At 61.5% G+C, this 17873-nt stretch carries 23 protein-coding genes; 2 read left to right on the top strand and 21 right to left on the bottom strand.

What is annotated here, in order from left to right; genetic code table 11:
• Positions 1-30 precede the first annotated feature (30 nt).
• From rpsQ to F3K02_RS17940, 21 genes are all read right to left on the bottom strand, one after another.
• Positions 31-300: a 30S ribosomal protein S17 gene (gene rpsQ / locus F3K02_RS18040; RefSeq protein WP_177137010.1), complete on the bottom strand. Its 270-nt coding sequence runs from the start codon at positions 298-300 to the stop codon at positions 31-33.
• An 11-nt stretch (positions 301-311) separates the two neighbouring features.
• Positions 312-518, bottom strand: coding sequence for a 50S ribosomal protein L29 (rpmC, locus tag F3K02_RS18035; protein WP_177137009.1), 207 nt, complete (start codon positions 516-518; stop codon positions 312-314).
• 16 nt (positions 519-534) lie between these two features.
• Positions 535-951, bottom strand: a complete 417-nt coding sequence (gene rplP, locus F3K02_RS18030; RefSeq protein ID WP_177137008.1) for a 50S ribosomal protein L16 — start codon at positions 949-951, stop codon at positions 535-537.
• Between the two features lie 2 nt (positions 952-953).
• A complete protein-coding gene (gene rpsC / locus F3K02_RS18025; protein ID WP_177137007.1) occupies positions 954-1829 on the bottom strand; it encodes a 30S ribosomal protein S3 in 876 nt (291 codons plus the stop codon).
• A 15-nt stretch (positions 1830-1844) separates the two neighbouring features.
• Entirely contained in the window at positions 1845-2180 is a 336-nt protein-coding gene (gene rplV / locus F3K02_RS18020) for a 50S ribosomal protein L22 (protein ID WP_177137006.1), read from the bottom strand.
• A gap of 9 nt (positions 2181-2189) precedes the next feature.
• On the bottom strand, positions 2190-2465 hold the full coding sequence (gene rpsS / locus F3K02_RS18015; protein WP_077334601.1) for a 30S ribosomal protein S19: 276 nt from the start codon (positions 2463-2465) through the stop codon (positions 2190-2192).
• A gap of 12 nt (positions 2466-2477) precedes the next feature.
• Positions 2478-3302, bottom strand: coding sequence for a 50S ribosomal protein L2 (rplB, locus tag F3K02_RS18010; RefSeq protein ID WP_177137005.1), 825 nt, complete (start codon positions 3300-3302; stop codon positions 2478-2480).
• A gap of 2 nt (positions 3303-3304) precedes the next feature.
• Positions 3305-3619, bottom strand: a complete 315-nt coding sequence (rplW, locus tag F3K02_RS18005) for a 50S ribosomal protein L23 (protein WP_177137004.1) — start codon at positions 3617-3619, stop codon at positions 3305-3307.
• Complete coding sequence (gene rplD / locus F3K02_RS18000; protein WP_177137003.1) at positions 3616-4236, bottom strand: 50S ribosomal protein L4; 621 nt, start codon at positions 4234-4236, stop codon at positions 3616-3618. The genes rplW and rplD overlap by 4 nt, the downstream gene beginning before the upstream one ends.
• Positions 4236-4910 carry a 50S ribosomal protein L3 gene (gene rplC / locus F3K02_RS17995; RefSeq protein WP_177137002.1) on the bottom strand — a complete coding sequence of 225 codons (675 nt, stop codon included), beginning with the start codon at positions 4908-4910 and terminating at the stop codon, positions 4236-4238. Before rplC ends, rplD begins: the two co-directional genes overlap by 1 nt.
• A gap of 217 nt (positions 4911-5127) precedes the next feature.
• A complete protein-coding gene (gene rpsJ / locus F3K02_RS17990) occupies positions 5128-5442 on the bottom strand; it encodes a 30S ribosomal protein S10 (RefSeq protein WP_068174613.1) in 315 nt (104 codons plus the stop codon).
• A gap of 11 nt (positions 5443-5453) precedes the next feature.
• Positions 5454-6644 carry an elongation factor Tu gene (gene tuf / locus F3K02_RS17985; RefSeq protein ID WP_177132504.1) on the bottom strand — a complete coding sequence of 397 codons (1191 nt, stop codon included), beginning with the start codon at positions 6642-6644 and terminating at the stop codon, positions 5454-5456.
• A gap of 111 nt (positions 6645-6755) precedes the next feature.
• Positions 6756-8858 carry an elongation factor G gene (fusA, locus tag F3K02_RS17980; RefSeq protein WP_177137001.1) on the bottom strand — a complete coding sequence of 701 codons (2103 nt, stop codon included), beginning with the start codon at positions 8856-8858 and terminating at the stop codon, positions 6756-6758.
• Between the two features lie 81 nt (positions 8859-8939).
• Positions 8940-9410, bottom strand: coding sequence for a 30S ribosomal protein S7 (gene rpsG / locus F3K02_RS17975; RefSeq protein WP_068169697.1), 471 nt, complete (start codon positions 9408-9410; stop codon positions 8940-8942).
• Between the two features lie 153 nt (positions 9411-9563).
• The gene (rpsL, locus tag F3K02_RS17970) at positions 9564-9941 is read right to left on the bottom strand and encodes a 30S ribosomal protein S12 (RefSeq protein WP_056266875.1); all 378 of its coding nucleotides are present in this window, start codon (positions 9939-9941) and stop codon (positions 9564-9566) included.
• A 189-nt stretch (positions 9942-10130) separates the two neighbouring features.
• The gene (locus tag F3K02_RS17965; RefSeq protein ID WP_218179492.1) at positions 10131-11309 is read right to left on the bottom strand and encodes a D-alanyl-D-alanine carboxypeptidase family protein; all 1179 of its coding nucleotides are present in this window, start codon (positions 11307-11309) and stop codon (positions 10131-10133) included.
• A gap of 44 nt (positions 11310-11353) precedes the next feature.
• The gene (locus F3K02_RS17960; RefSeq protein ID WP_177137000.1) at positions 11354-11977 is read right to left on the bottom strand and encodes an alpha/beta hydrolase; all 624 of its coding nucleotides are present in this window, start codon (positions 11975-11977) and stop codon (positions 11354-11356) included.
• 65 nt (positions 11978-12042) lie between these two features.
• On the bottom strand, positions 12043-12381 hold the full coding sequence (locus tag F3K02_RS17955; protein ID WP_177136999.1) for a (2Fe-2S) ferredoxin domain-containing protein: 339 nt from the start codon (positions 12379-12381) through the stop codon (positions 12043-12045).
• A gap of 9 nt (positions 12382-12390) precedes the next feature.
• Positions 12391-13506: a VanZ family protein gene (locus F3K02_RS17950; protein WP_177136998.1), complete on the bottom strand. Its 1116-nt coding sequence runs from the start codon at positions 13504-13506 to the stop codon at positions 12391-12393.
• Positions 13507-13515: 9 nt separating this feature from the next.
• Positions 13516-13944: a CopD family protein gene (locus F3K02_RS17945; RefSeq protein ID WP_177136997.1), complete on the bottom strand. Its 429-nt coding sequence runs from the start codon at positions 13942-13944 to the stop codon at positions 13516-13518.
• 273 nt (positions 13945-14217) lie between these two features.
• Entirely contained in the window at positions 14218-15345 is a 1128-nt protein-coding gene (locus tag F3K02_RS17940) for a hypothetical protein (protein ID WP_218179491.1), read from the bottom strand.
• A gap of 317 nt (positions 15346-15662) precedes the next feature.
• Between F3K02_RS17940 and hemB the strand changes: the two genes are divergently transcribed.
• Both hemB and F3K02_RS17930 read left to right on the top strand, forming a co-directional pair.
• Positions 15663-16664, top strand: a complete 1002-nt coding sequence (gene hemB, locus F3K02_RS17935) for a porphobilinogen synthase (RefSeq protein ID WP_177136995.1) — start codon at positions 15663-15665, stop codon at positions 16662-16664.
• Between the two features lie 34 nt (positions 16665-16698).
• Positions 16699-17826 (top strand): magnesium transporter CorA family protein, encoded by a 1128-nt coding sequence (locus F3K02_RS17930; RefSeq protein ID WP_177136994.1) that lies wholly within the window; start codon positions 16699-16701, stop codon positions 17824-17826.
• Positions 17827-17873: the final 47 nt, after the last annotated feature.

Genomic DNA, 17873 nt, shown 5'->3' with positions numbered 1-17873 from the left:
CGAGTTGCGCTGCAGAGCGCAAAAACAGGCTTACACCAGTGCGGCCTTTTGAACCAGGCGGGTGGCAACCCAGTTTTTGGTCTTGGACAGCGGACGGCTTTCGGTGATCTCGATCACGTCGCCCGTCTTGTATTCACCGGCTTCGTCGTGCGCGTGGTACTTGCTCGACTTGGCAACGATCTTGTCGTAGAGCTCGTGCTTCACACGGCGTTCAACCAGAACCGTCACGGTCTTGGCACGCTTGTCACTGACGACCTTGCCAATCAAGGTGCGCTTGAGGGATGTTTTAGCTTCCGTCATGGTTTCGCTCCTTATTTGGCAGCAGCCGCTGCACGCTGTTGCTCGGCCAGGATGGTCTTGGCGCGGGCAATGGCACGGCGGGTGTCGCCCAGCGTACCGGTGTTGTTGAGTTGTTGCGTGGCTTTTTGCATGCGCAGACCGAAGTGGGCCTTTTGCAGCGATTTCACTTCGGCTTCGAGGCCGGCCACATCCTTTTTGCGCAGATCAGCAGTTTTCATCTCATGTTCTCCTGAATCACTGACCCAGCATGCGCGTCACGAACGTGGTGCGCAAAGGAAGTTTGGCGGCAGCGAGCGTGAAGGCTTCACGCGCCAGCTGTTCGGGCACACCGACGATCTCGTAGAGCACCTTGCCGGGCTGGATTTCAGCCACGTAGTACTCGACCGAACCCTTGCCGTTGCCCATGCGGACTTCGGCAGGCTTCTGGGAAATCGGCTTGTCCGGGAACACGCGGATCCAGATCCGGCCGCCACGCTTGACGTGACGGGAAATCGCACGGCGTGCGGCTTCGATCTGGCGGGCCGTCAGACGGCCGCGGTCGGTGGACTTGAGACCGAAGTCACCAAAAGCCACGGTGGCGCCACTGGTAGCGACGCCCGTGTTGCGGCCTTTTTGCTCTTTACGGTACTTGCGACGAGCGGGTTGCAACATGTTTATTCTCCTTTGCCGTCCGCAGCTGCAGATGCGGGTGCGTCTTTACGAACGCGCTTAACGGCGGGTTTGGTGTCACCACCCGTGGCTTCGGCAGGCTTGTCGCTGCCATCGGCCGGGGCGGCATTGGCGCCAGGGCGGCGAACCGCAGCGCGGGCAGGAGGACCTGCCGGACGCTCGCGGCGCGGACCACGCGGACGACGATCTTCTTCAGAACGAGGAGCTTCAACGGCCACGGGCGCATCGTTGCGACCCAGAGTGTCGCCCTTGTAGACCCAGACCTTGACACCGATGATGCCGTAGGTGGTCTTGGCTTCGGACGTGCCGTAGTCGATGTCGGCGCGCAGGGTGTGAAGCGGCACGCGGCCTTCGCGGTACCACTCGCAGCGAGCGATTTCAATACCGTTGAGACGACCCGACGACATGATCTTGATGCCCAGGGCACCCAGACGCATGGCGTTCTGCATCGCGCGCTTCATGGCGCGGCGGAACATGATGCGCTTTTCGAGCTGCTGCGTGATGCTGTCGGCGATCAGCTTGGCATCGATTTCGGGCTTGCGCACTTCTTCGATGTTGACCGCAACCGGCACGCCCAGCTTGGCGGCCAGTTCTTTCTTCAGCTTCTCGATGTCTTCACCCTTCTTGCCGATCACCACGCCCGGACGTGCCGAGTAAATGGTGATGCGGGCGTTCTTGGCAGGACGCTCGATCACGACGCGGGAAACCGCGGCGTTCTTCAGCTTGCCCTTGAGGTACTCGCGCACCTTGATGTCTTCGGCCAGCATGCCGGCGAAGTCGCGGTTGCTTGCGTACCAGCGGCTTGCCCAGTTGCGTGAAATCGCGAGGCGGAACCCGGTGGGGTTGATTTTCTGTCCCATATTCCAGTGACCTCTTCAGTTGCCAACCGTCACATAGATGTGACAGGTGGGTTTGCTGATGCGGTTGCCGCGGCCTTTGGCGCGGGCCGAAAAACGCTTGAGCGTGGTGCCTTGTTCGATGTAGATGGTCTTGACCCTCAATTCATCGATATCGGCGCCGTCGTTGTGTTCAGCATTGGCGATGGCGGACTCAAGGGCTTTCTTGACAATGCCAGCGGCCTTCTTTTGCGTGAACGCCAGGATGTTCAGGGCTTGGTCAACCTTTTTGCCGCGAATCAGGTCCGCAACCAGGCGGCCCTTGTCCATCGACAGGCGCACGCCGCGAACGACAGAGCGAGTTTCTGTATTCATGGTTGGTCCTTACTTCTTCGCTTTTTTATCGGCCGGGTGGCCTTTGAACGTGCGCGTCAGCGAAAACTCGCCGAGCTTGTGACCCACCATCTGATCGGTGATGTACACGGGCACGTGCTGCTTGCCATTGTGCACAGCGATGGTCAGACCGATGAACTCGGGCAGGATCATGGAGCGGCGCGACCAGGTCTTGACGGGTTTTTTGTCCTTGGTGGACACGGCCTTTTCCACTTTGGCCATCAGGTGATGGTCAATGAAAGGGCCTTTTTTGAGTGAACGAGTCATGTTGTCAACCCTTTACTTCTTGCGACGCGACACGATCATCGACTGCGTACGGCGGTTGTTGCGCGTACGGTAGCCTTTGGTCAGGTTGCCCCATGGATCCACCGGAGCGCGGCCTTCGCCGGTCTTGCCTTCACCACCACCGTGCGGGTGGTCGATCGGGTTCATCGCGGTACCGCGAACGGTCGGACGGATGCCCATGTGACGCTTCACACCGGCTTTGCCCAGCTGACGCAGGCTGTGTTCCTGATTGGACACTTCACCGATGGTGGCGCGGCAATCGACGTGGATCTTGCGCACTTCACCCGAGCGCATGCGCACCTGGGCGTAAATGCCCTCGCGAGCCAGCAACACGGCCGAAGCACCAGCGGAACGGGCGATTTGCGCGCCTTTGCCGACTTGCAGTTCGATGCAGTGGATGGTCGAACCGACAGGGATGTTGCGGATCGGCAAGGTGTTGCCGACACGGATCGGCGACTCCGAACCGGACAACAGCGTGGCACCGACTTCAACACCGCGAGGGGCGATGATGTAACGGCGCTCGCCATCGGCGTAGCACAGCAGCGCAATGTGGGCGGTGCGGTTGGGGTCGTACTCGATGCGTTCGACCTTGGCCGGGATGCCGTCCTTGGTGCGACGGAAGTCGACCACGCGGTAGTGGTGCTTGTGACCACCGCCCTTGTGGCGAACCGTGATGTGACCGTTGTTGTTGCGACCGGCCTTCTGGAATTGTGGTTCCAGCAGCGGTGCATAACCTTCACCTTTGTGGAGGTGGTCACGCGTGACCTTCACCATGCCGCGACGGCCTGGTGAGGTGGGTTTCATCTTGATAACTGCCATGATTAAACAGCCTCCCCGCCGAAGTTCAGTTCCTGACCCGGCATCAGCGTCACGTAGGCCTTGCGCACGTGGTCGCGGCGACCAACGGACTTGCCAAAGCGCTTGGACTTGCCCTTCTGGTTCAGCACGGACACGCCCTTGACTTCCACCTTGAACATCAATTCCACAGCGGCTTTGATTTCAGGCTTGGAAGCATCCCGCAGCACCTTGAACAGCACGGCGTTGGATTGCTCGGCGGCTTGTGTGGCCTTTTCCGACACGATCGGCGCAACCAGCACCTGCATCAGACGGCCTTCATCGTATTTCGTGACGCTCATGCGAACATCTCCTTGAGCTGGTCAATGGCGCCCTTGGTGACGATCACCTTCTTGTAGTGCACCAGAGACACCGGATCGGCGTAACGCGGCTCAACAACCAGGATGTTGGGCAGGTTGCGCGAAGCCAGGTACAGGTTTTCGTCCACTTCCTCGGCAATCACCAGAACGTGGTTCAGGTTCATGGCCTTGAACTTGTCGGCGAGCTGCTTGGTCTTGGGCGAGTCCACCTTCATGGAATCCACCACCGCCAGACGGCCTTCACGGGCCAGCTGCGAGAAGATGGAGGCCATGCCGGCGCGATACATCTTCTTGTTGAGCTTCTGGGTGAAGTTTTCGTCGGGGCTGTTCGGGAAAATGCGACCACCCCCACGCCACAGCGGGGAAGATGTCATACCGGCGCGGGCGCGGCCCGTACCTTTTTGCTTGAACGGCTTCTTCGTCGAGTGATGAACCTGCTCACGGTCCTTCTGGGCTCGCGTACCCTGACGGGCATTGGCCTGATAGGCCACGACCAGCTGGTGAATCAGCGCTTCGTTGTAGTCACGACCAAACACGGTCTCGGGCACGTCCACATTGGACGACGCTTGACCCTGGTCATTCAGGAGTTCAACTTGCATCAGTTAGCTCCCTTGTTGACTTTGGCTTTGATGGCGGGGCGAACGGTCAGGAAACCGCCGTTGGAGCCCGGCACAGCGCCACGGATCATCAGCAGCTGACGGGCTTCGTCAACGCGGAAGATGTCGAGGTTCTGGATGGTCTTGGTGTCATCGCCCATGTGTCCGGTCATTTTCTTGCCGGGGAACACACGACCTGGGTCTTGTGCCATGGAGATCGAGCCCGGCACGTTGTGCGAACGGCTGTTGCCGTGCGACGCGCGCTGGGATTTGAAGTTGTGGCGCTTGATGGTGCCGGCGAAGCCTTTACCGATCGAGGTGCCTTGCACGTCCACCTTCTGGCCAGCCGCGAAGATCGCGTTGGCAGCCACCACGGCACCGGGCTGGTACTGGGCAGCGACGTCGGAGGCGACGCGGAATTCCTGGATGATTTCACCCGCTTCAACACCGGCCTTGGCCAGGTGGCCCGCTTCGGGCTTGGTGACGCGGGAGGCACGGCGGGCACCAAAGGTGACCTGCAGCGCATCGTAGCCATCGTTGGCTTGGGTTTTGACTTGTGTCACACGGTTGTTGGACACGTCGACCACCGTGACAGGAACTGCGTCCCCATCATCGGTGAACAGGCGCATCATGCCCACCTTGCGACCCAACAACCCGAGGGAGTTGCTAAGACTCATTGTTTTCTCCGTTCCCGACTTCAATTGGCCGGGGCTGATGTTGTACCCGCCTCCACCCTGAGGCAGCGCTGCGGCACATTGTTAAGGCGCTCCGGACCCACCGGGCTGCACCGAAAAAACGATCATCTCTCAGACCAAAGGCCTGAAAAGCCTACGAGTATAACCAGCAGGCTGAAATTGCGCAAGCCTGACTCTCGCCAGGCTTGCCATGCGTGCATTACTGCAGCTTGATTTCGACGTCCACGCCGGCCGGCAGGTCGAGCTTCATCAGGGCGTCAACCGTTTTGTCGGTCGGGTCCACGATGTCCATCAGGCGCTGGTGGGTGCGGATTTCAAGCTGGTCGCGCGACGTCTTGTTGACGTGCGGCGAACGCAGGATGTCAAAACGCTTCATGCGCGTCGGCAGGGGCACAGGGCCCTTGACGATGGCGCCGGTGCGCTTGGCGGTGTCGACGATCTCGGCAGCCGAGGTATCGATCAGTTTGTAGTCAAACGCTTTCAGGCGGATGCGGATCTTTTGCTTGGAAGACATGTGGATGCTCCTTAAGCGATGATCTTGGCAACCACACCGGCGCCGACGGTACGGCCACCTTCGCGGATGGCGAAACGCAGACCTTCTTCCATGGCGATCGGGGCAATCAGCTTGACCGTGATCGACACGTTGTCACCCGGCATGACCATTTCCTTGCCTTCGGGCAGCTCAATGGAGCCGGTCACGTCGGTGGTGCGGAAGTAGAACTGCGGACGGTAGTTGTTGAAGAACGGCGTGTGACGGCCACCTTCGTCCTTGGACAGCACGTACACCTCACCCGTGAAGTGGGTGTGGGGCTTGATGGAGCCGGGCTTGCACAGCACCTGGCCGCGCTGCACGTCTTCGCGCTTGGTGCCGCGCAGCAGGATACCGACGTTGTCGCCAGCCTGACCCTGGTCCAGCAGCTTGCGGAACATTTCCACGCCGGTGCAGGTGGTTTTCTGGGTGTCGCTGATGCCGACGATTTCGATTTCTTCGCCGACCTTGACGATGCCGCGCTCGATACGACCGGTCACGACGGTGCCGCGGCCGGAGATGGAGAACACGTCTTCCACGGGCATCAGGAAGGCACCGTCCACAGCACGCTCGGGCGTGGGGATGTAGGTGTCCAGCGCATCGGCCAGCTTCATGATGGCCTCTTCACCCAGGGGACCCTTGTCGCCTTCGAGGGCGAGCTTGGCCGAGCCGTGGATGATGGGGGTGGCATCGCCAGGGAAGTCGTACTTGTCGAGCAGCTCGCGCACTTCCATTTCAACGAGTTCGAGCAGTTCGGCGTCGTCGACCATGTCGCACTTGTTCAGGAACACGATGATGTAAGGCACGCCGACCTGGCGGGCCAGCAGGATGTGCTCGCGGGTCTGGGGCATGGGGCCGTCAGCGGCGGAGCACACCAGCACGGCGCCGTCCATCTGGGCGGCACCGGTGATCATGTTCTTGACGTAGTCGGCGTGGCCGGGGCAGTCAACGTGGGCGTAGTGGCGGTTGGCCGTTTCGTATTCCACGTGGGCGGTGTTGATGGTGATGCCGCGGGCTTTTTCTTCGGGAGCCGCGTCGATCTGGTCGTAGGCCTTGGCCGAACCGCCGAACTTGGCCGCCAGCACGGTGGTGATGGCCGCGGTCAGGGTGGTCTTGCCGTGGTCAACGTGACCGATCGTGCCGACGTTGACGTGCGGCTTGGTCCGCTCAAATTTCTCTTTTGCCATTTTTCAATTCCTAGAAAGAACAAACCCGTGTCACGGTTTTAGGTCTGCACCACACTGCTGATTCGCCCCGCACGGGGACAGGGCGGCGCGTGATCGCAGACCGGCTGAAACTTACTTGGCGCGCGCGGCAACAATGGCTTCGGCCACGTTGCGCGGTGCTTCGGCGTAGTGCTTGAACTCCATCGAGTAGGTGGCACGGCCTTGCGACATGGAACGCAGCGTGGTCGAATAACCAAACATCTCGGACAGCGGCACTTCGGCGCGAATGGCTTTGCCACCACCGACCATGTCTTCCATGCCCTGCACCATGCCGCGACGGCTGGACAGATCACCCATCACGTTGCCGGCGTAGTCTTCAGGCGTCTCGACTTCCACCGACATCATGGGTTCAAGGATCACCGGGCTGGCCTTGCGGCAGCCTTCCTTGAAGCCGAAGATGGCGGCCATCTTGAAGGCCATTTCGGACGAGTCCACGTCGTGGTAAGAACCGAAGTGCAGCGTGACCTTCACGTCCACCACCGGGTAACCCGCCAGCACGCCGGTCGTCAAGGCTTCGATCACGCCCTTTTCAACCGCAGGGATGTATTCGCGAGGCACCACACCGCCCTTGATCGCGTCGACGAACTCAAAGCCTTTGCCGGCTTCGTTGGGTTCGATCTTGAACACCACGTGACCGTATTGGCCCTTGCCGCCGGACTGGCGCACAAACTTGCCTTCGGAGTCTTCCACCGTCTTGCGGATGGTCTCGCGGTAGGCCACTTGCGGCTTGCCCACGTTGGCTTCCACACCGAACTCACGCTTCATGCGGTCAACGATGATTTCCAGGTGCAGTTCGCCCATGCCGGCGATGATGGTCTGGCCCGACTCTTCGTCGGTCTTGACGCGGAAAGACGGATCTTCTGCGGCCAGGCGCTGCAGGGCAATGCCCATCTTTTCCTGGTCGGCCTTGGTCTTGGGTTCCACCGCCTGCGCAATCACGGGCTCCGGGAAGACCATGCGCTCCAGCATGATGATGGCATCCGGATCGCACAGGGTTTCACCCGTGGTCACGTCTTTCAGGCCCACGCAGGCAGCGATGTCGCCGGCGCGAATTTCTTCGACTTCCAGACGGTTGTTGGCGTGCATCTGCACGATACGGCCGATGCGCTCTTTCTTGCCTTTGATCGGGTTGTAGACCGAATCGCCCTTTTTCATCACGCCCGAGTAGACGCGCACGAAGGTGAGCTGGCCGACATACGGGTCGGTCATCAGCTTGAAGGCCAATGCGGAGAACTTCTCGTTGTCATCGGCCTTGCGGCTGGTGACTTCTTCGTCGTCGTCCGTGCCCTTGACGTCGGCGATGTCCACCGGGGAGGGCATCAGTTCGATCACGGCGTCGAGCATGCGCTGCACACCCTTGTTCTTGAACGCGGTACCGCACAGCATCGGCTGAATTTCGGTCGCCAGCGTGCGCACGCGCAGACCGTGGGTGATCTCTTCTTCGGTCAAGTCACCTTCTTCAAGGTACTTGTTCATCAACTCTTCGCTGGCTTCAGCCGCTGCCTCGACCATCTTTTCGCGCCACTCTTTGGCCTGCTCCAGGAGTTCAGCGGGAATTTCTTCGTAGTTGAACTTCATGCCCTGGGACGCTTCGTCCCAGATGATGGCCTTCATCTTGCGCAGATCCACCACGCCCGTGAAGTGCTCTTCGGCACCGATCGGGATCACGATCGGCACAGGGTTGGCCTTCAGGCGCAACTTCATCTGCTCAACGACCTTGAAGAAGTTGGCACCGGTGCGGTCCATCTTGTTCACAAAGGCCAGACGTGGCACCTTGTATTTGTTGGCCTGGCGCCAGACGGTTTCCGACTGGGGCTGAACACCGCCCACGGCGCAGTACACCATGCAGGCTCCGTCAAGCACGCGCATGGAACGCTCCACCTCGATGGTGAAGTCCACGTGGCCGGGGGTGTCGATGATGTTGATGCGGTGCTCGGGGAAGGACAGGTCCATGCCCTTCCAGAAGCAGGTCGTAGCGGCAGAAGTGATCGTGATGCCACGCTCCTGCTCCTGCTCCATCCAGTCCATGGTGGCGGCACCATCGTGCACTTCACCGATCTTGTGGTTCACACCCGTGTAGAAAAGAATGCGCTCGGTCGTGGTGGTCTTGCCGGCGTCGATGTGAGCGGAAATACCGATATTGCGGTACCGCTCCAGTGGCGTAGTGCGTGCCATGGAAATACTCCTGAATTGGGCAAGCCCGCCACCCCTTCTGGGGTTTGCGGGCTCGCCTTGGATGACTGGGAAAAGCGGAACTTAGAAGCGGAAGTGGCTGAAAGCCTTGTTGGCTTCGGCCATGCGGTGCACTTCATCACGCTTCTTCATGGCGCCGCCACGGCCTTCGGTGGCCTCGATCAGCTCGTTGGCCAGGCGCATGGCCATGGACTTCTCGCTGCGCTTGCGGGCAGCTTCCTTGATCCAGCGCATCGACAGCGCCAGGCGACGAACCGGGCGCACTTCAACAGGCACCTGGTAGTTCGCGCCGCCGACACGGCGGGACTTGACTTCCACCATGGGCTTGACGTTATTGATGGCAATGGAGAAGGCTTCGACCGGGTCTTTGCCGGTCTTTTTCTCGATCTGCTCCAGCGCACCGTAAATGATGCGCTCGGCGACAGCTTTCTTGCCGCCTTCCATGATCACGTTCATGAACTTGGAGAGCTCGACGTTGCCGAACTTGGGATCCGGCAGGATTTCACGTTTAGGGACTTCGCGACGACGTGGCATTTTTACACCTCAAATTTGCTTCAGTTGGCATCTTTTCAGACACCGCGAGAACCCAGCAAGGCCCTCACTTACTCGACCCGACGCCGACATGGCGTTTTGGGGTCACTACGTTCGACACAGCTTGCCGGCCGGCCAAACACCGAAAAACCAGGATTATTTGGCCTTGGGCTTCTTCGCGCCGTACTTGGAGCGCGACTGCTTGCGGTCTTTCACGCCCTGCAGGTCCAGCGAACCGCGCACGATGTGGTAACGCACACCAGGCAAGTCCTTGACACGACCGCCGCGAACCAGCACGACGCTGTGTTCCTGCAGGTTGTGGCCTTCGCCGCCGATGTAGGAAATGACCTCAAAACCGTTGGTCAGGCGCACTTTGGCAACCTTACGCAGAGCGGAGTTGGGCTTCTTGGGGGTCGTGGTGTACACACGGGTGCACACACCGCGACGCTGCGGAGAGTTTTCCATGGCCGGGCTCTTGGATTTGGTCTTTTCGACCTCCCGGCCGTGGCGCACGAGTTGATTGATGGTTGGCATGAAGAAACGTCCCTAAACGTTTAAAAAAGCGAAAACGAAAACTTCTCGGAAGATTCCGAAAAGCCCTCTAATGTAGCACGGGCTTGTTCTTCTGACAAACGCCCACGCAAAAAGTCGCCGGAACACACGCGGATGCACAGCGCTTTCTCAAGCGCGAGGTGTCTTCGTGCCGCGCATTTCAGACGCAGCTTACTGAATCCAGAGGCGCACAGCGTCCCAGGCCCGGCCGAAGACACCGCTCTCCTCGACCGTCTCCAGCACGCTCAGCGGCACCTCGGCCACCGGCGTACCGTTGGCCAGACTCACCTTCAGAATGCCCACCGCCTGGCCGCGCATCAAAGGCGCGACCAAAGGTTCCGGGCGGGTGACCTCGGTCTTCAGCCTCGCACCCTCGCCAGCAGGAACGGACACCACAACACCCTCGGGCCGGCCCAGCTTGACGACTTCCGCCTTGCCTTTCCAGACGCGCGGCGATACCAGCGGCTCGCCAACAGGGGACAGGCGCACGGCATCAAACGCGGTGTAGCCCCAGTTCAGCAACTTCTGGCTTTCGGCGGCGCGGGCGTTTTCGCTCGAAGCGCCCAACAGCACGCTCAACAGACGCCGCTGCCCCTGCGGCCCGCTGCCCAAGGCGGGTACGGCCCGATGGGCGGTGGCGACCAGGCAATAGCCCGCGGCACTGGTGTGACCGGTCTTCAGGCCGTCCACACTGGGGTCGCGAAACAGCAGCAGATTGCGGTTGGTGTCGTTGGCGGCAGGGGTGCCGGGATAACGGTAGCGCTGAATGGCGTAATAGGGCACGAAGTCGGGGAAATCGCGCATCAGGCGGGTGGCGAGCGTGGCCAGGTCGCGGGCGGTGGTGGTGTGACCTGCCTCGGTAAGGCCTTCGGGATTCTTGAAGCCGCTGGCGTTCATGCCCAAGGCTTTCGCCTGCTGGTTCATCAGCTGCACAAAACGCTCCACGCTGCCGCCCAATCCCTCAGCCAGCGCTACGGTGGCATCGTTGCCCGACTGCACGATCATGCCTTTGACCAAATCTTCCACGGGTACCTGCATCTTGGGATCGATGAACATGCGCGAACCCGGCATTTTCCAGGCCCGCTCACTCACTGGCAAAGTCTGGGTCAGACTGAGCTTGCCCGTCTTCAGGGCATCAAACACGATGTAGGCGGTCATCAGCTTGGTGAGAGACGCCGGCTCCACCGCCAGATCGGGGTCTTTCGACGCCAGCACCTGGCCCGAGGTCACATCCATCAGCAAATAGGCGCGGGCCGCCACTTCGGGCGGCTGGGGCACCTGGGCAGAGGCCGAAAACGCCACCGCAGCGGCCAACAGAAACAAAGCACGGGAAAACAATCGACGCAACAAAATCCGGTTCCTGAAATAAAAAATGGGGGAAAGGGGCGGCCGCTTCAGGCGTGCAGATGGCGCAGGACCAATTCGCGCAGCAACGGCAACTGCCCGTGAAAAAAGTGGCCGCCACCGGGCACCACCAGCACAGGCAACACCTGGGGCCGCGCCCAGTCCATGACCGAAGCCAAAGGCACCGTGTCGTCCTGCTCGCCATGGATGACCAGGGTGCGCGGGTGAAGTTCCTCAGCCACCGGAGCGACTTCAAATCGGCTGGCGGCCGTGCCCACCAGAATCAGGCGCCGGATCTCGCGTTGCGCATGGAGCTGGCGGGCCGCATGGCTGGTGACGAACGCCCCGAATGAAAACCCGGACAGACACAAGGGACCAGATGGCGCCTGCGCTTCGATCACCGACAACAGATCGGCCAACTCGCCACGACCCTCGTCGTAGGCCCCCTCACTGCGCCCGACGCCGCGGAAGTTGAAGCGGACAGCCGTCCAGCCCGCCAGCACGCAGGCGCGCGCGAGGGTCTGGACAACCTTGTTGCTCAGTGTGCCGCCATGCAGCGGGTGCGGGTGGGCCAGCACCGCGATCCCGACCGCGTCGCCCGAAGGCCGGTCCATCGCGACTTCCAGCACACCGGCCGGACCATCCTGCAGCAGGTATTCGGTCTGGGCGTTCATCGGTGCGCCCCGGACAGCCTGGCATCGGCGACCTGCACGAGAACTCGACAGTCGGGCGAGCGCATTCAGCGTCCAACGTCCGGCGGGGTCAGCAGCCGCTGCACCACCACGCCGTCGCGCAAATGGGACTGCACGATCTCGTCGATGTCGCTCTCGTCGACATAGCTGTACCAGACCGCTTCCGGGTAGACCACGGCAATCGGTCCACCGGCACAACGGTCCAGGCAACCCGCCTTGTTGACCCGAACCTTGCCGGGTTCGAGCAAACCCTGGGCCTTGGCCTGGGATTTGCAACGATCAAAGGCGGCCTGCGCCTTGTGCCGGGCACAGCAATCCTCGTTCCCCTCGCGCTGATTGAGACAGAAGAAGATGTGGCGCTCGTAATACGACTTGTTTTCAGACATGCGCCGATTTTAGTGGGCGCCCTGTCCGGCACCAGGGTGTCGGGCGATGGCGCGCAGGCCAAAGAGCAGCGCCGAAAAAGGCCACAACCAACCCAGCCATTGTGAAAGGCCATAAAAACGGATGAAGCGCCCTTGCTCCCAGACTTCAAGCGACTGGTCGAAGTAAGGACTGACTGGCGCTCGATTCAGCAGGCTGAGCGACGTGGCCAGGCACAGCAGCATGAGCGCATGACATACCCGGCGTGGCAGGGCGAGCAGTGCCAGGCCGGCGACGAACGCCAGGGCCAGTCCCAACAAGGCCTGGGACGTGATCCACGCCCAGCCATGCTCCGGGCCGTAAGTGAGTGCCGACGACAACCCTGAAACAGCCAGCGCGCACACAAAAAAGGCCACCAGAAACCCCACGCGGCGCGACAGCGAACGCATGTCGGCGAAACCCATGAGCAGCGGCGCCAGCAACCCGAGCGCCACACAGAATGCTTCGGCCAGCGGACTCAACGGCAGCGGGTTTTCAACCCGGAACGGCACCCAGGCCAGAAATGGGGTCTCCGCAAGCAGGTTCGCCAGCTCCATCTCCAGCCTGTCCCAGACCTGGCCCAGGCCAAAGGGCACCGAAACCGGGTAGAGCAAGGCTGCCGGCCACAAGGCCAGCAGCACCAGCGAGCCGTGGGCGCCAGGCACGAACCAGTCGGCCCGAAACTGGCTCCAGCGGCGCAGTCCACCCAGCCGCTCCAGCATCCAGGCTGCGGTCGCACCCAGCAGCGCACCGGCACCGTTCAGTGCCAGATCGAGGTTGGAGGCCACCCGCATGGGCAGGTAGTTCTGCAGGGTTTCCACCCCGAACGACAGCAGAAGCGGCAAGGTGAAGCCCAACAACCAGGACCATCCCCCAGCACCGGAGCGCAGCAGGGACAGCGCCAGCAGAAACGCCAGCGGGGCGTAGCCCAGAAAGTTGCTCACCACATCAAAGGCGGTCCAGTACTTCGGCAGCGGCGCCAGCATGAAGGCCATCGGCTCCACGCCCTGCATGCGCCAGCCCTGAAACGGATACAGGCTCGCATACACCACCAGCGCCGCAAACAGCAACGCGAGTGGCCAGGCCGAAGAACGCGGGGTCGTGACCACCCCTGGGCCTCAGAAGGGCTTGATCACCACCAGCAGCACCACGACCACCAGCATGATCACCGGTGCCTCGTTGAACCAGCGGTACCAGACATGGCCCCGGCGGTTGATGCCCTGCTGGAACCTGCGAAGCATGACGCCGCAAGCGTGGTGATAGCCGAGGATCAGCGCCACGACGAACAGCTTGGCGTGCATCCAGCCATTGCCGGCGCCCAGACCGATCCCATAACCCAGCCAGAGCCACAGACCCAGTGCAACCGCTGGAACAGCCAACAGGGTGGTGAAGCGCATCAGCTTGTGCGCCATGAGCAGCAAGCGCTCGCGCTCGGCAACACTTTCGGGCGGAACCATGGCCAGATTGACAAAAATCCGGGGCAGGTAAAACAGGCCGGCGAACCAGCTGGCGATAAAAACGATGTGGAAGGATTTGACCCAGAGCATGCTGGCAGTTTAGCCCGCCAGGGAGTACTGCACATGCTGCGCCGGGTGGGTTGCGCCTCGGCGACGGACAAAAAAAACCCGGCCCTCAGGGCCGGGTTAGGAAGCCTTTTTGCTGTCACACACTAAGGCACCCGCTCAGGGAGGAAAAGCGGGGGGCTCACCCTTCGGCTCGCCCGAGTGAATGTTACAACACAATGTCCGGATTTTTGTCGCCGCCACTGTCAGATTTGACAAATGGGCCGCAGCGTCAGCCTCAGGAACACCTATGGACTACTACATCATCTTGGCCAGTTCGAACATCACCGCCGTGCCAAGGGCTTCGCGGATGTTGCCCCGGCCCACCTTGGCCATGGAAAACTCGCCAAATCCCGACATGTCGAATGAGCTATCGTCCGGCGAGATCTCGACGAAAGGGAACTCGAAGACTTCGCGCAGCAGATCCCGGCGGAAGGCATCAAAGTCGTCGTCCTTGATTTCCGAATCCACCACGATCAGGCTGGGCATGCGGCTCTTGATGGCATCGCGGGCTTGTTGGAAATCAACCACACTGTCCGAAGAAATACCTATCTCACGCAGCGCGTCACGCACGTCGGCACGGATCTGCAAGCTCGGTGAAATGGTGAGCACATAGGTACCGGAAAGCGACTTGAACATCGACGAGTGGTCGTCCGACAGGTCCACGGCCGAAATACCGTCGACGGCCTGCACGGTGCGGGTAAACATGGCTGTGAAACTCACACCCTCCTCGTTCACTTCGCGCTCGATCTCGACACCGCCCGACACCATGGCAATCTGGCGGATCAGAATCCAGCTCAGGCTGTCCGTCGACGCAGCGCTTGACGGGGGCACACCGTCATTGGCCACGCGCATCTGCAAACGCGCATGTTGCGGCCAGGCGTTGAGGTCCAGACGCATGTCGACCCGGCTGCCAAACGGCAGCCCCCAGTCAAGCACGGCATTGACGAAGGTATGTGCAATTGTGGGATCGATCAGCACATCCACCTGTTTGAGCTTGCGCCGCAAGGCAATGCCCAGCGTGCCAAGCTCCTGCTTGCGCTCCTGCAACACGTCTTCAACCAGCTTCGCCATGTCCACCTTCTCATGCGACTGGCGGATGCGACCACTGTAGAAACGGTTGATCTGCTGGGCGCTGACACCAGCGAGCTTGATGCGCTCGGCCGGAATGCTCAGGGCCCGATGCTCCAGCTTGTTGATGCGCCCCTTGGCCAGCAACTGATCGATCTGGTTTTCCAGGGAGCTGACGTTTTCGGTGAACTGCTCGGCGAGGCTAGCCACCAGCTCGGGCCAATGGTCGTCGAGCGACCAGGCTTCGGGCGCACCGGCGACCGCCGGTTTGGTACCCACGGGTGGGGTGGCGGAGTTTTTCTTGGTTTGCAACATGGCAGAACTCGGTGAATATAGAAGCCAGGACCCTATCGACAGTCGCATGCAGCCGGTGCATCCGGTCATGTCACATCACCCCCAGGGCGTTTCGATGCGGACGGCCGATCGGAAGATCAAAAAAATACCTTCGCCAGCCCAGGACAGCCGGCGCACACTTGTATTTTCTTCTTATGAGAGAGTTCAACACAAACTTCTGGGTTTTTCAATCACCCCCATCTTCTTACGAATTGAAACCCGGTAGTTTCAGACACTTTGAGGACTGGATTCAACCGAACCGGGTCGGCCACCCGCGGCGGCTTTGCCACAATACAGGCATGCACATCCCAGCCCCCTACCCCCTGTCCCGCCCCCGCCGCCTGCGGCGTGATGCCTTCACACGCGATCTGGTGCGCGAGCACCGGCTCAGCCCGGCCGACCTGATCTACCCGGTGTTCGTGCTCGATGGGCACGGCCGACGCGAAGCGGTGGGCTCCATGCCGGGCGTGGAGCGCCTGAGCCTGGACCTGCTGCTACCGGTGGCCGAAGACTGCGTGAAACTGGGCATTCCGGTGATGGCGCTGTTCCCGGTGATCGACCCGTCGCTCAAGACGCCCGACGGCCGTGAAGCGCTGAACCCCGATGGCCTGGTGCCGCGCGTGGTGCGCGAACTGAAGAAACAATTTCCCCAACTGGGTGTGATGACCGACGTGGCGCTCGACCCCTTCACCAGCCACGGTCAGGACGGCTTGCTGGACGAGCACAACTACATCCTGAACGACCCCACGGTCGAGATCCTGGTGAAGCAGGCGCTTACACAGGCCGAGGCCGGTGTGGACATGGTGGCGCCCAGCGACATGATGGACGGCCGCATCGGCGCCATCCGCCTGGCTCTCGAAGCCAAGGGTCTGGTGCACACGCGCATCATGGCCTACAGCGCCAAGTACGCCAGCGCCTTCTACGGTCCGTTCCGCGACGCGGTGGGCTCGGCCGCCAACCTGGGCAAGGCCGACAAGAAGGTCTACCAGATGGACCCGGGCAACAGCGACGAAGCCCTGCGCGAAGTGGCGCTGGATCTGGCCGAAGGCGCCGACATGGTGATGGTCAAGCCCGGCATGCCCTACCTGGACATCGTGCGCCGCGTGAAGGACGAGTTCCGCGTGCCGACCTTCGCCTACCAGGTCAGCGGCGAATACGCCATGCTCAAGGCCGCTGCGATCAACGGCTGGCTGGACCACGACGCGGTGATGATGGAAAGCCTGCTGGCCTTCAAGCGTGCCGGTGCCGACGGCGTGCTGACCTATTTCGCGCGCGACGCGGCCCGCCTGCTGCGCGGCTGATCCACCCCACCACCGCCTGCCTGGCCACCGACGCATGCGCATCTTCCACGTTCTGCCCGGTGCCGTGCACGAAACCGGGGCGCTGCCCACCGAACTGGCGCCACGCAGTTTTGTCTGGATCGCCTGCGGCCGGCGCGAGTTCGAACTGGAGCAAGGTCACATCCAGTCCACGCTGCACGCCCTGCACAGCGTGACGCTGGTGGACCTGCATGTGTCCGACCTGCTCAACAACCAGTTGCCCTCGCACTTCGACTACACCTCGCAGTACGACATCCTGGTGTTCCGTCGGCTTGCTGCAGGGCACAGCGAGACCGACCTCGCGCACCCCGGTCAGGTCTTGACGCAACACATCAAACGCGGCGGTCCGCCGGTGCTGCGCCGCATCGACACAAGCCCGGTCGGGTTTGCGGTGTTCGACCGCGTACTGGTCACGGTCCACCCCGCGGGCTGCACGGTGCTGGAACAGTACGCCTCGCGACTGCTCGCCGCAGCCTCGGCCGCTTCGCGCGCCGCTGGCGTGAACCTGCCCAGCGGGCCGGCCGACCTGATGCTGCGCATCGTGAACCAGATGGTGGATGGCTACCTCGATCTGCGGCGCGAACTCACCCGGCAGCTGGACCACTGGCAAGCCGAACTGCTGCACCCCTCGACGCGCTTCAACAACTGGGGCTCGTTGCTGGACGCGCGCATTTCGCTGCACCACCTGGACGAAATCTGCGAAGACCAGCGCGCCGCCATCCAGGATTGGATCGAAGCGCTGTCTGGCTGGGAAGTGATCGAGGGTTCCGCCAGCGACCACTTTGGGGGCCATCGCGGACTGGAGCTGCTCAAGGTGCGCAGCCGCGACGTGCTGGAGCACATCGAACGTGTGGTGCACAACGTGCGCCGGCTGGAGCAGAACGCAGAGACCGCGGTGCAGATGCATTTTTCGGCACAGAGCAACCGCACCAACGACATCATGCGCACGCTCACGGCGCTGACCGCCATCTTCCTGCCGCTGAACCTGATCGCGGGCATCTTCGGCATGAACTTCGAATTCATTCCACTGCTGCACAAGGAGTCGGGATTCTGGTGGGCCATGGGCTCGATGACGCTCACGGCCGTGGTGCTCAGCGTGCTGTTCTGGCGCAAACGCTACCTCGCCCGCACCGGCGAGCGCTGATCCGCACCGCGACTGCACAGTCCCCTCGGACCGTTTTGCATCCACGT

Origin of the sequence: Hydrogenophaga aromaticivorans, from assembly GCF_013387465.1 — a bacterium.
Lineage (GTDB): Bacteria > Pseudomonadota > Gammaproteobacteria > Burkholderiales > Burkholderiaceae_C > Hydrogenophaga > Hydrogenophaga aromaticivorans.
Note: the sequence above shows the minus strand (reverse complement) of the source record. Positions and strands in the feature narration are given on the sequence as shown.

What these genes read in the sequence shown, in the direction of transcription:
- rpsS (WP_077334601.1), bottom strand. Translation starts at nt 2,465, where the DNA reads ATGACTCGTTCACTCAAAAAAGGCCCTTTCATTGACCATCACCTGATG.
- F3K02_RS17945 (WP_177136997.1), bottom strand. Translation starts at nt 13,944, where the DNA reads ATGCTCTGGGTCAAATCCTTCCACATCGTTTTTATCGCCAGCTGGTTC.
- tuf (WP_177132504.1), bottom strand. Translation starts at nt 6,644, where the DNA reads ATGGCAAAAGAGAAATTTGAGCGGACCAAGCCGCACGTCAACGTCGGC.
- rplB (WP_177137005.1), bottom strand. Translation starts at nt 3,302, where the DNA reads ATGGCAGTTATCAAGATGAAACCCACCTCACCAGGCCGTCGCGGCATG.
- rpsL (WP_056266875.1), bottom strand. Translation starts at nt 9,941, where the DNA reads ATGCCAACCATCAATCAACTCGTGCGCCACGGCCGGGAGGTCGAAAAG.
- rplW (WP_177137004.1), bottom strand. Translation starts at nt 3,619, where the DNA reads ATGAGCGTCACGAAATACGATGAAGGCCGTCTGATGCAGGTGCTGGTT.
- F3K02_RS17940 (WP_218179491.1), bottom strand. Translation starts at nt 15,345, where the DNA reads ATGTTGCAAACCAAGAAAAACTCCGCCACCCCACCCGTGGGTACCAAA.
- rpmC (WP_177137009.1), bottom strand. Translation starts at nt 518, where the DNA reads ATGAAAACTGCTGATCTGCGCAAAAAGGATGTGGCCGGCCTCGAAGCC.
- rpsC (WP_177137007.1), bottom strand. Translation starts at nt 1,829, where the DNA reads ATGGGACAGAAAATCAACCCCACCGGGTTCCGCCTCGCGATTTCACGC.
- rpsQ (WP_177137010.1), bottom strand. Translation starts at nt 300, where the DNA reads ATGACGGAAGCTAAAACATCCCTCAAGCGCACCTTGATTGGCAAGGTC.
- rpsG (WP_068169697.1), bottom strand. Translation starts at nt 9,410, where the DNA reads ATGCCACGTCGTCGCGAAGTCCCTAAACGTGAAATCCTGCCGGATCCC.
- rplC (WP_177137002.1), bottom strand. Translation starts at nt 4,910, where the DNA reads ATGAGTCTTAGCAACTCCCTCGGGTTGTTGGGTCGCAAGGTGGGCATG.
- hemB (WP_177136995.1), top strand. Translation starts at nt 15,663, where the DNA reads ATGCACATCCCAGCCCCCTACCCCCTGTCCCGCCCCCGCCGCCTGCGG.
- F3K02_RS17960 (WP_177137000.1), bottom strand. Translation starts at nt 11,977, where the DNA reads ATGAACGCCCAGACCGAATACCTGCTGCAGGATGGTCCGGCCGGTGTG.
- rplV (WP_177137006.1), bottom strand. Translation starts at nt 2,180, where the DNA reads ATGAATACAGAAACTCGCTCTGTCGTTCGCGGCGTGCGCCTGTCGATG.
- rplD (WP_177137003.1), bottom strand. Translation starts at nt 4,236, where the DNA reads ATGCAAGTTGAACTCCTGAATGACCAGGGTCAAGCGTCGTCCAATGTG.
- F3K02_RS17955 (WP_177136999.1), bottom strand. Translation starts at nt 12,381, where the DNA reads ATGTCTGAAAACAAGTCGTATTACGAGCGCCACATCTTCTTCTGTCTC.
- fusA (WP_177137001.1), bottom strand. Translation starts at nt 8,858, where the DNA reads ATGGCACGCACTACGCCACTGGAGCGGTACCGCAATATCGGTATTTCC.
- F3K02_RS17930 (WP_177136994.1), top strand. Translation starts at nt 16,699, where the DNA reads ATGCGCATCTTCCACGTTCTGCCCGGTGCCGTGCACGAAACCGGGGCG.
- rplP (WP_177137008.1), bottom strand. Translation starts at nt 951, where the DNA reads ATGTTGCAACCCGCTCGTCGCAAGTACCGTAAAGAGCAAAAAGGCCGC.
- rpsJ (WP_068174613.1), bottom strand. Translation starts at nt 5,442, where the DNA reads ATGTCTTCCAAGCAAAAGATCCGCATCCGCCTGAAAGCGTTTGACTAC.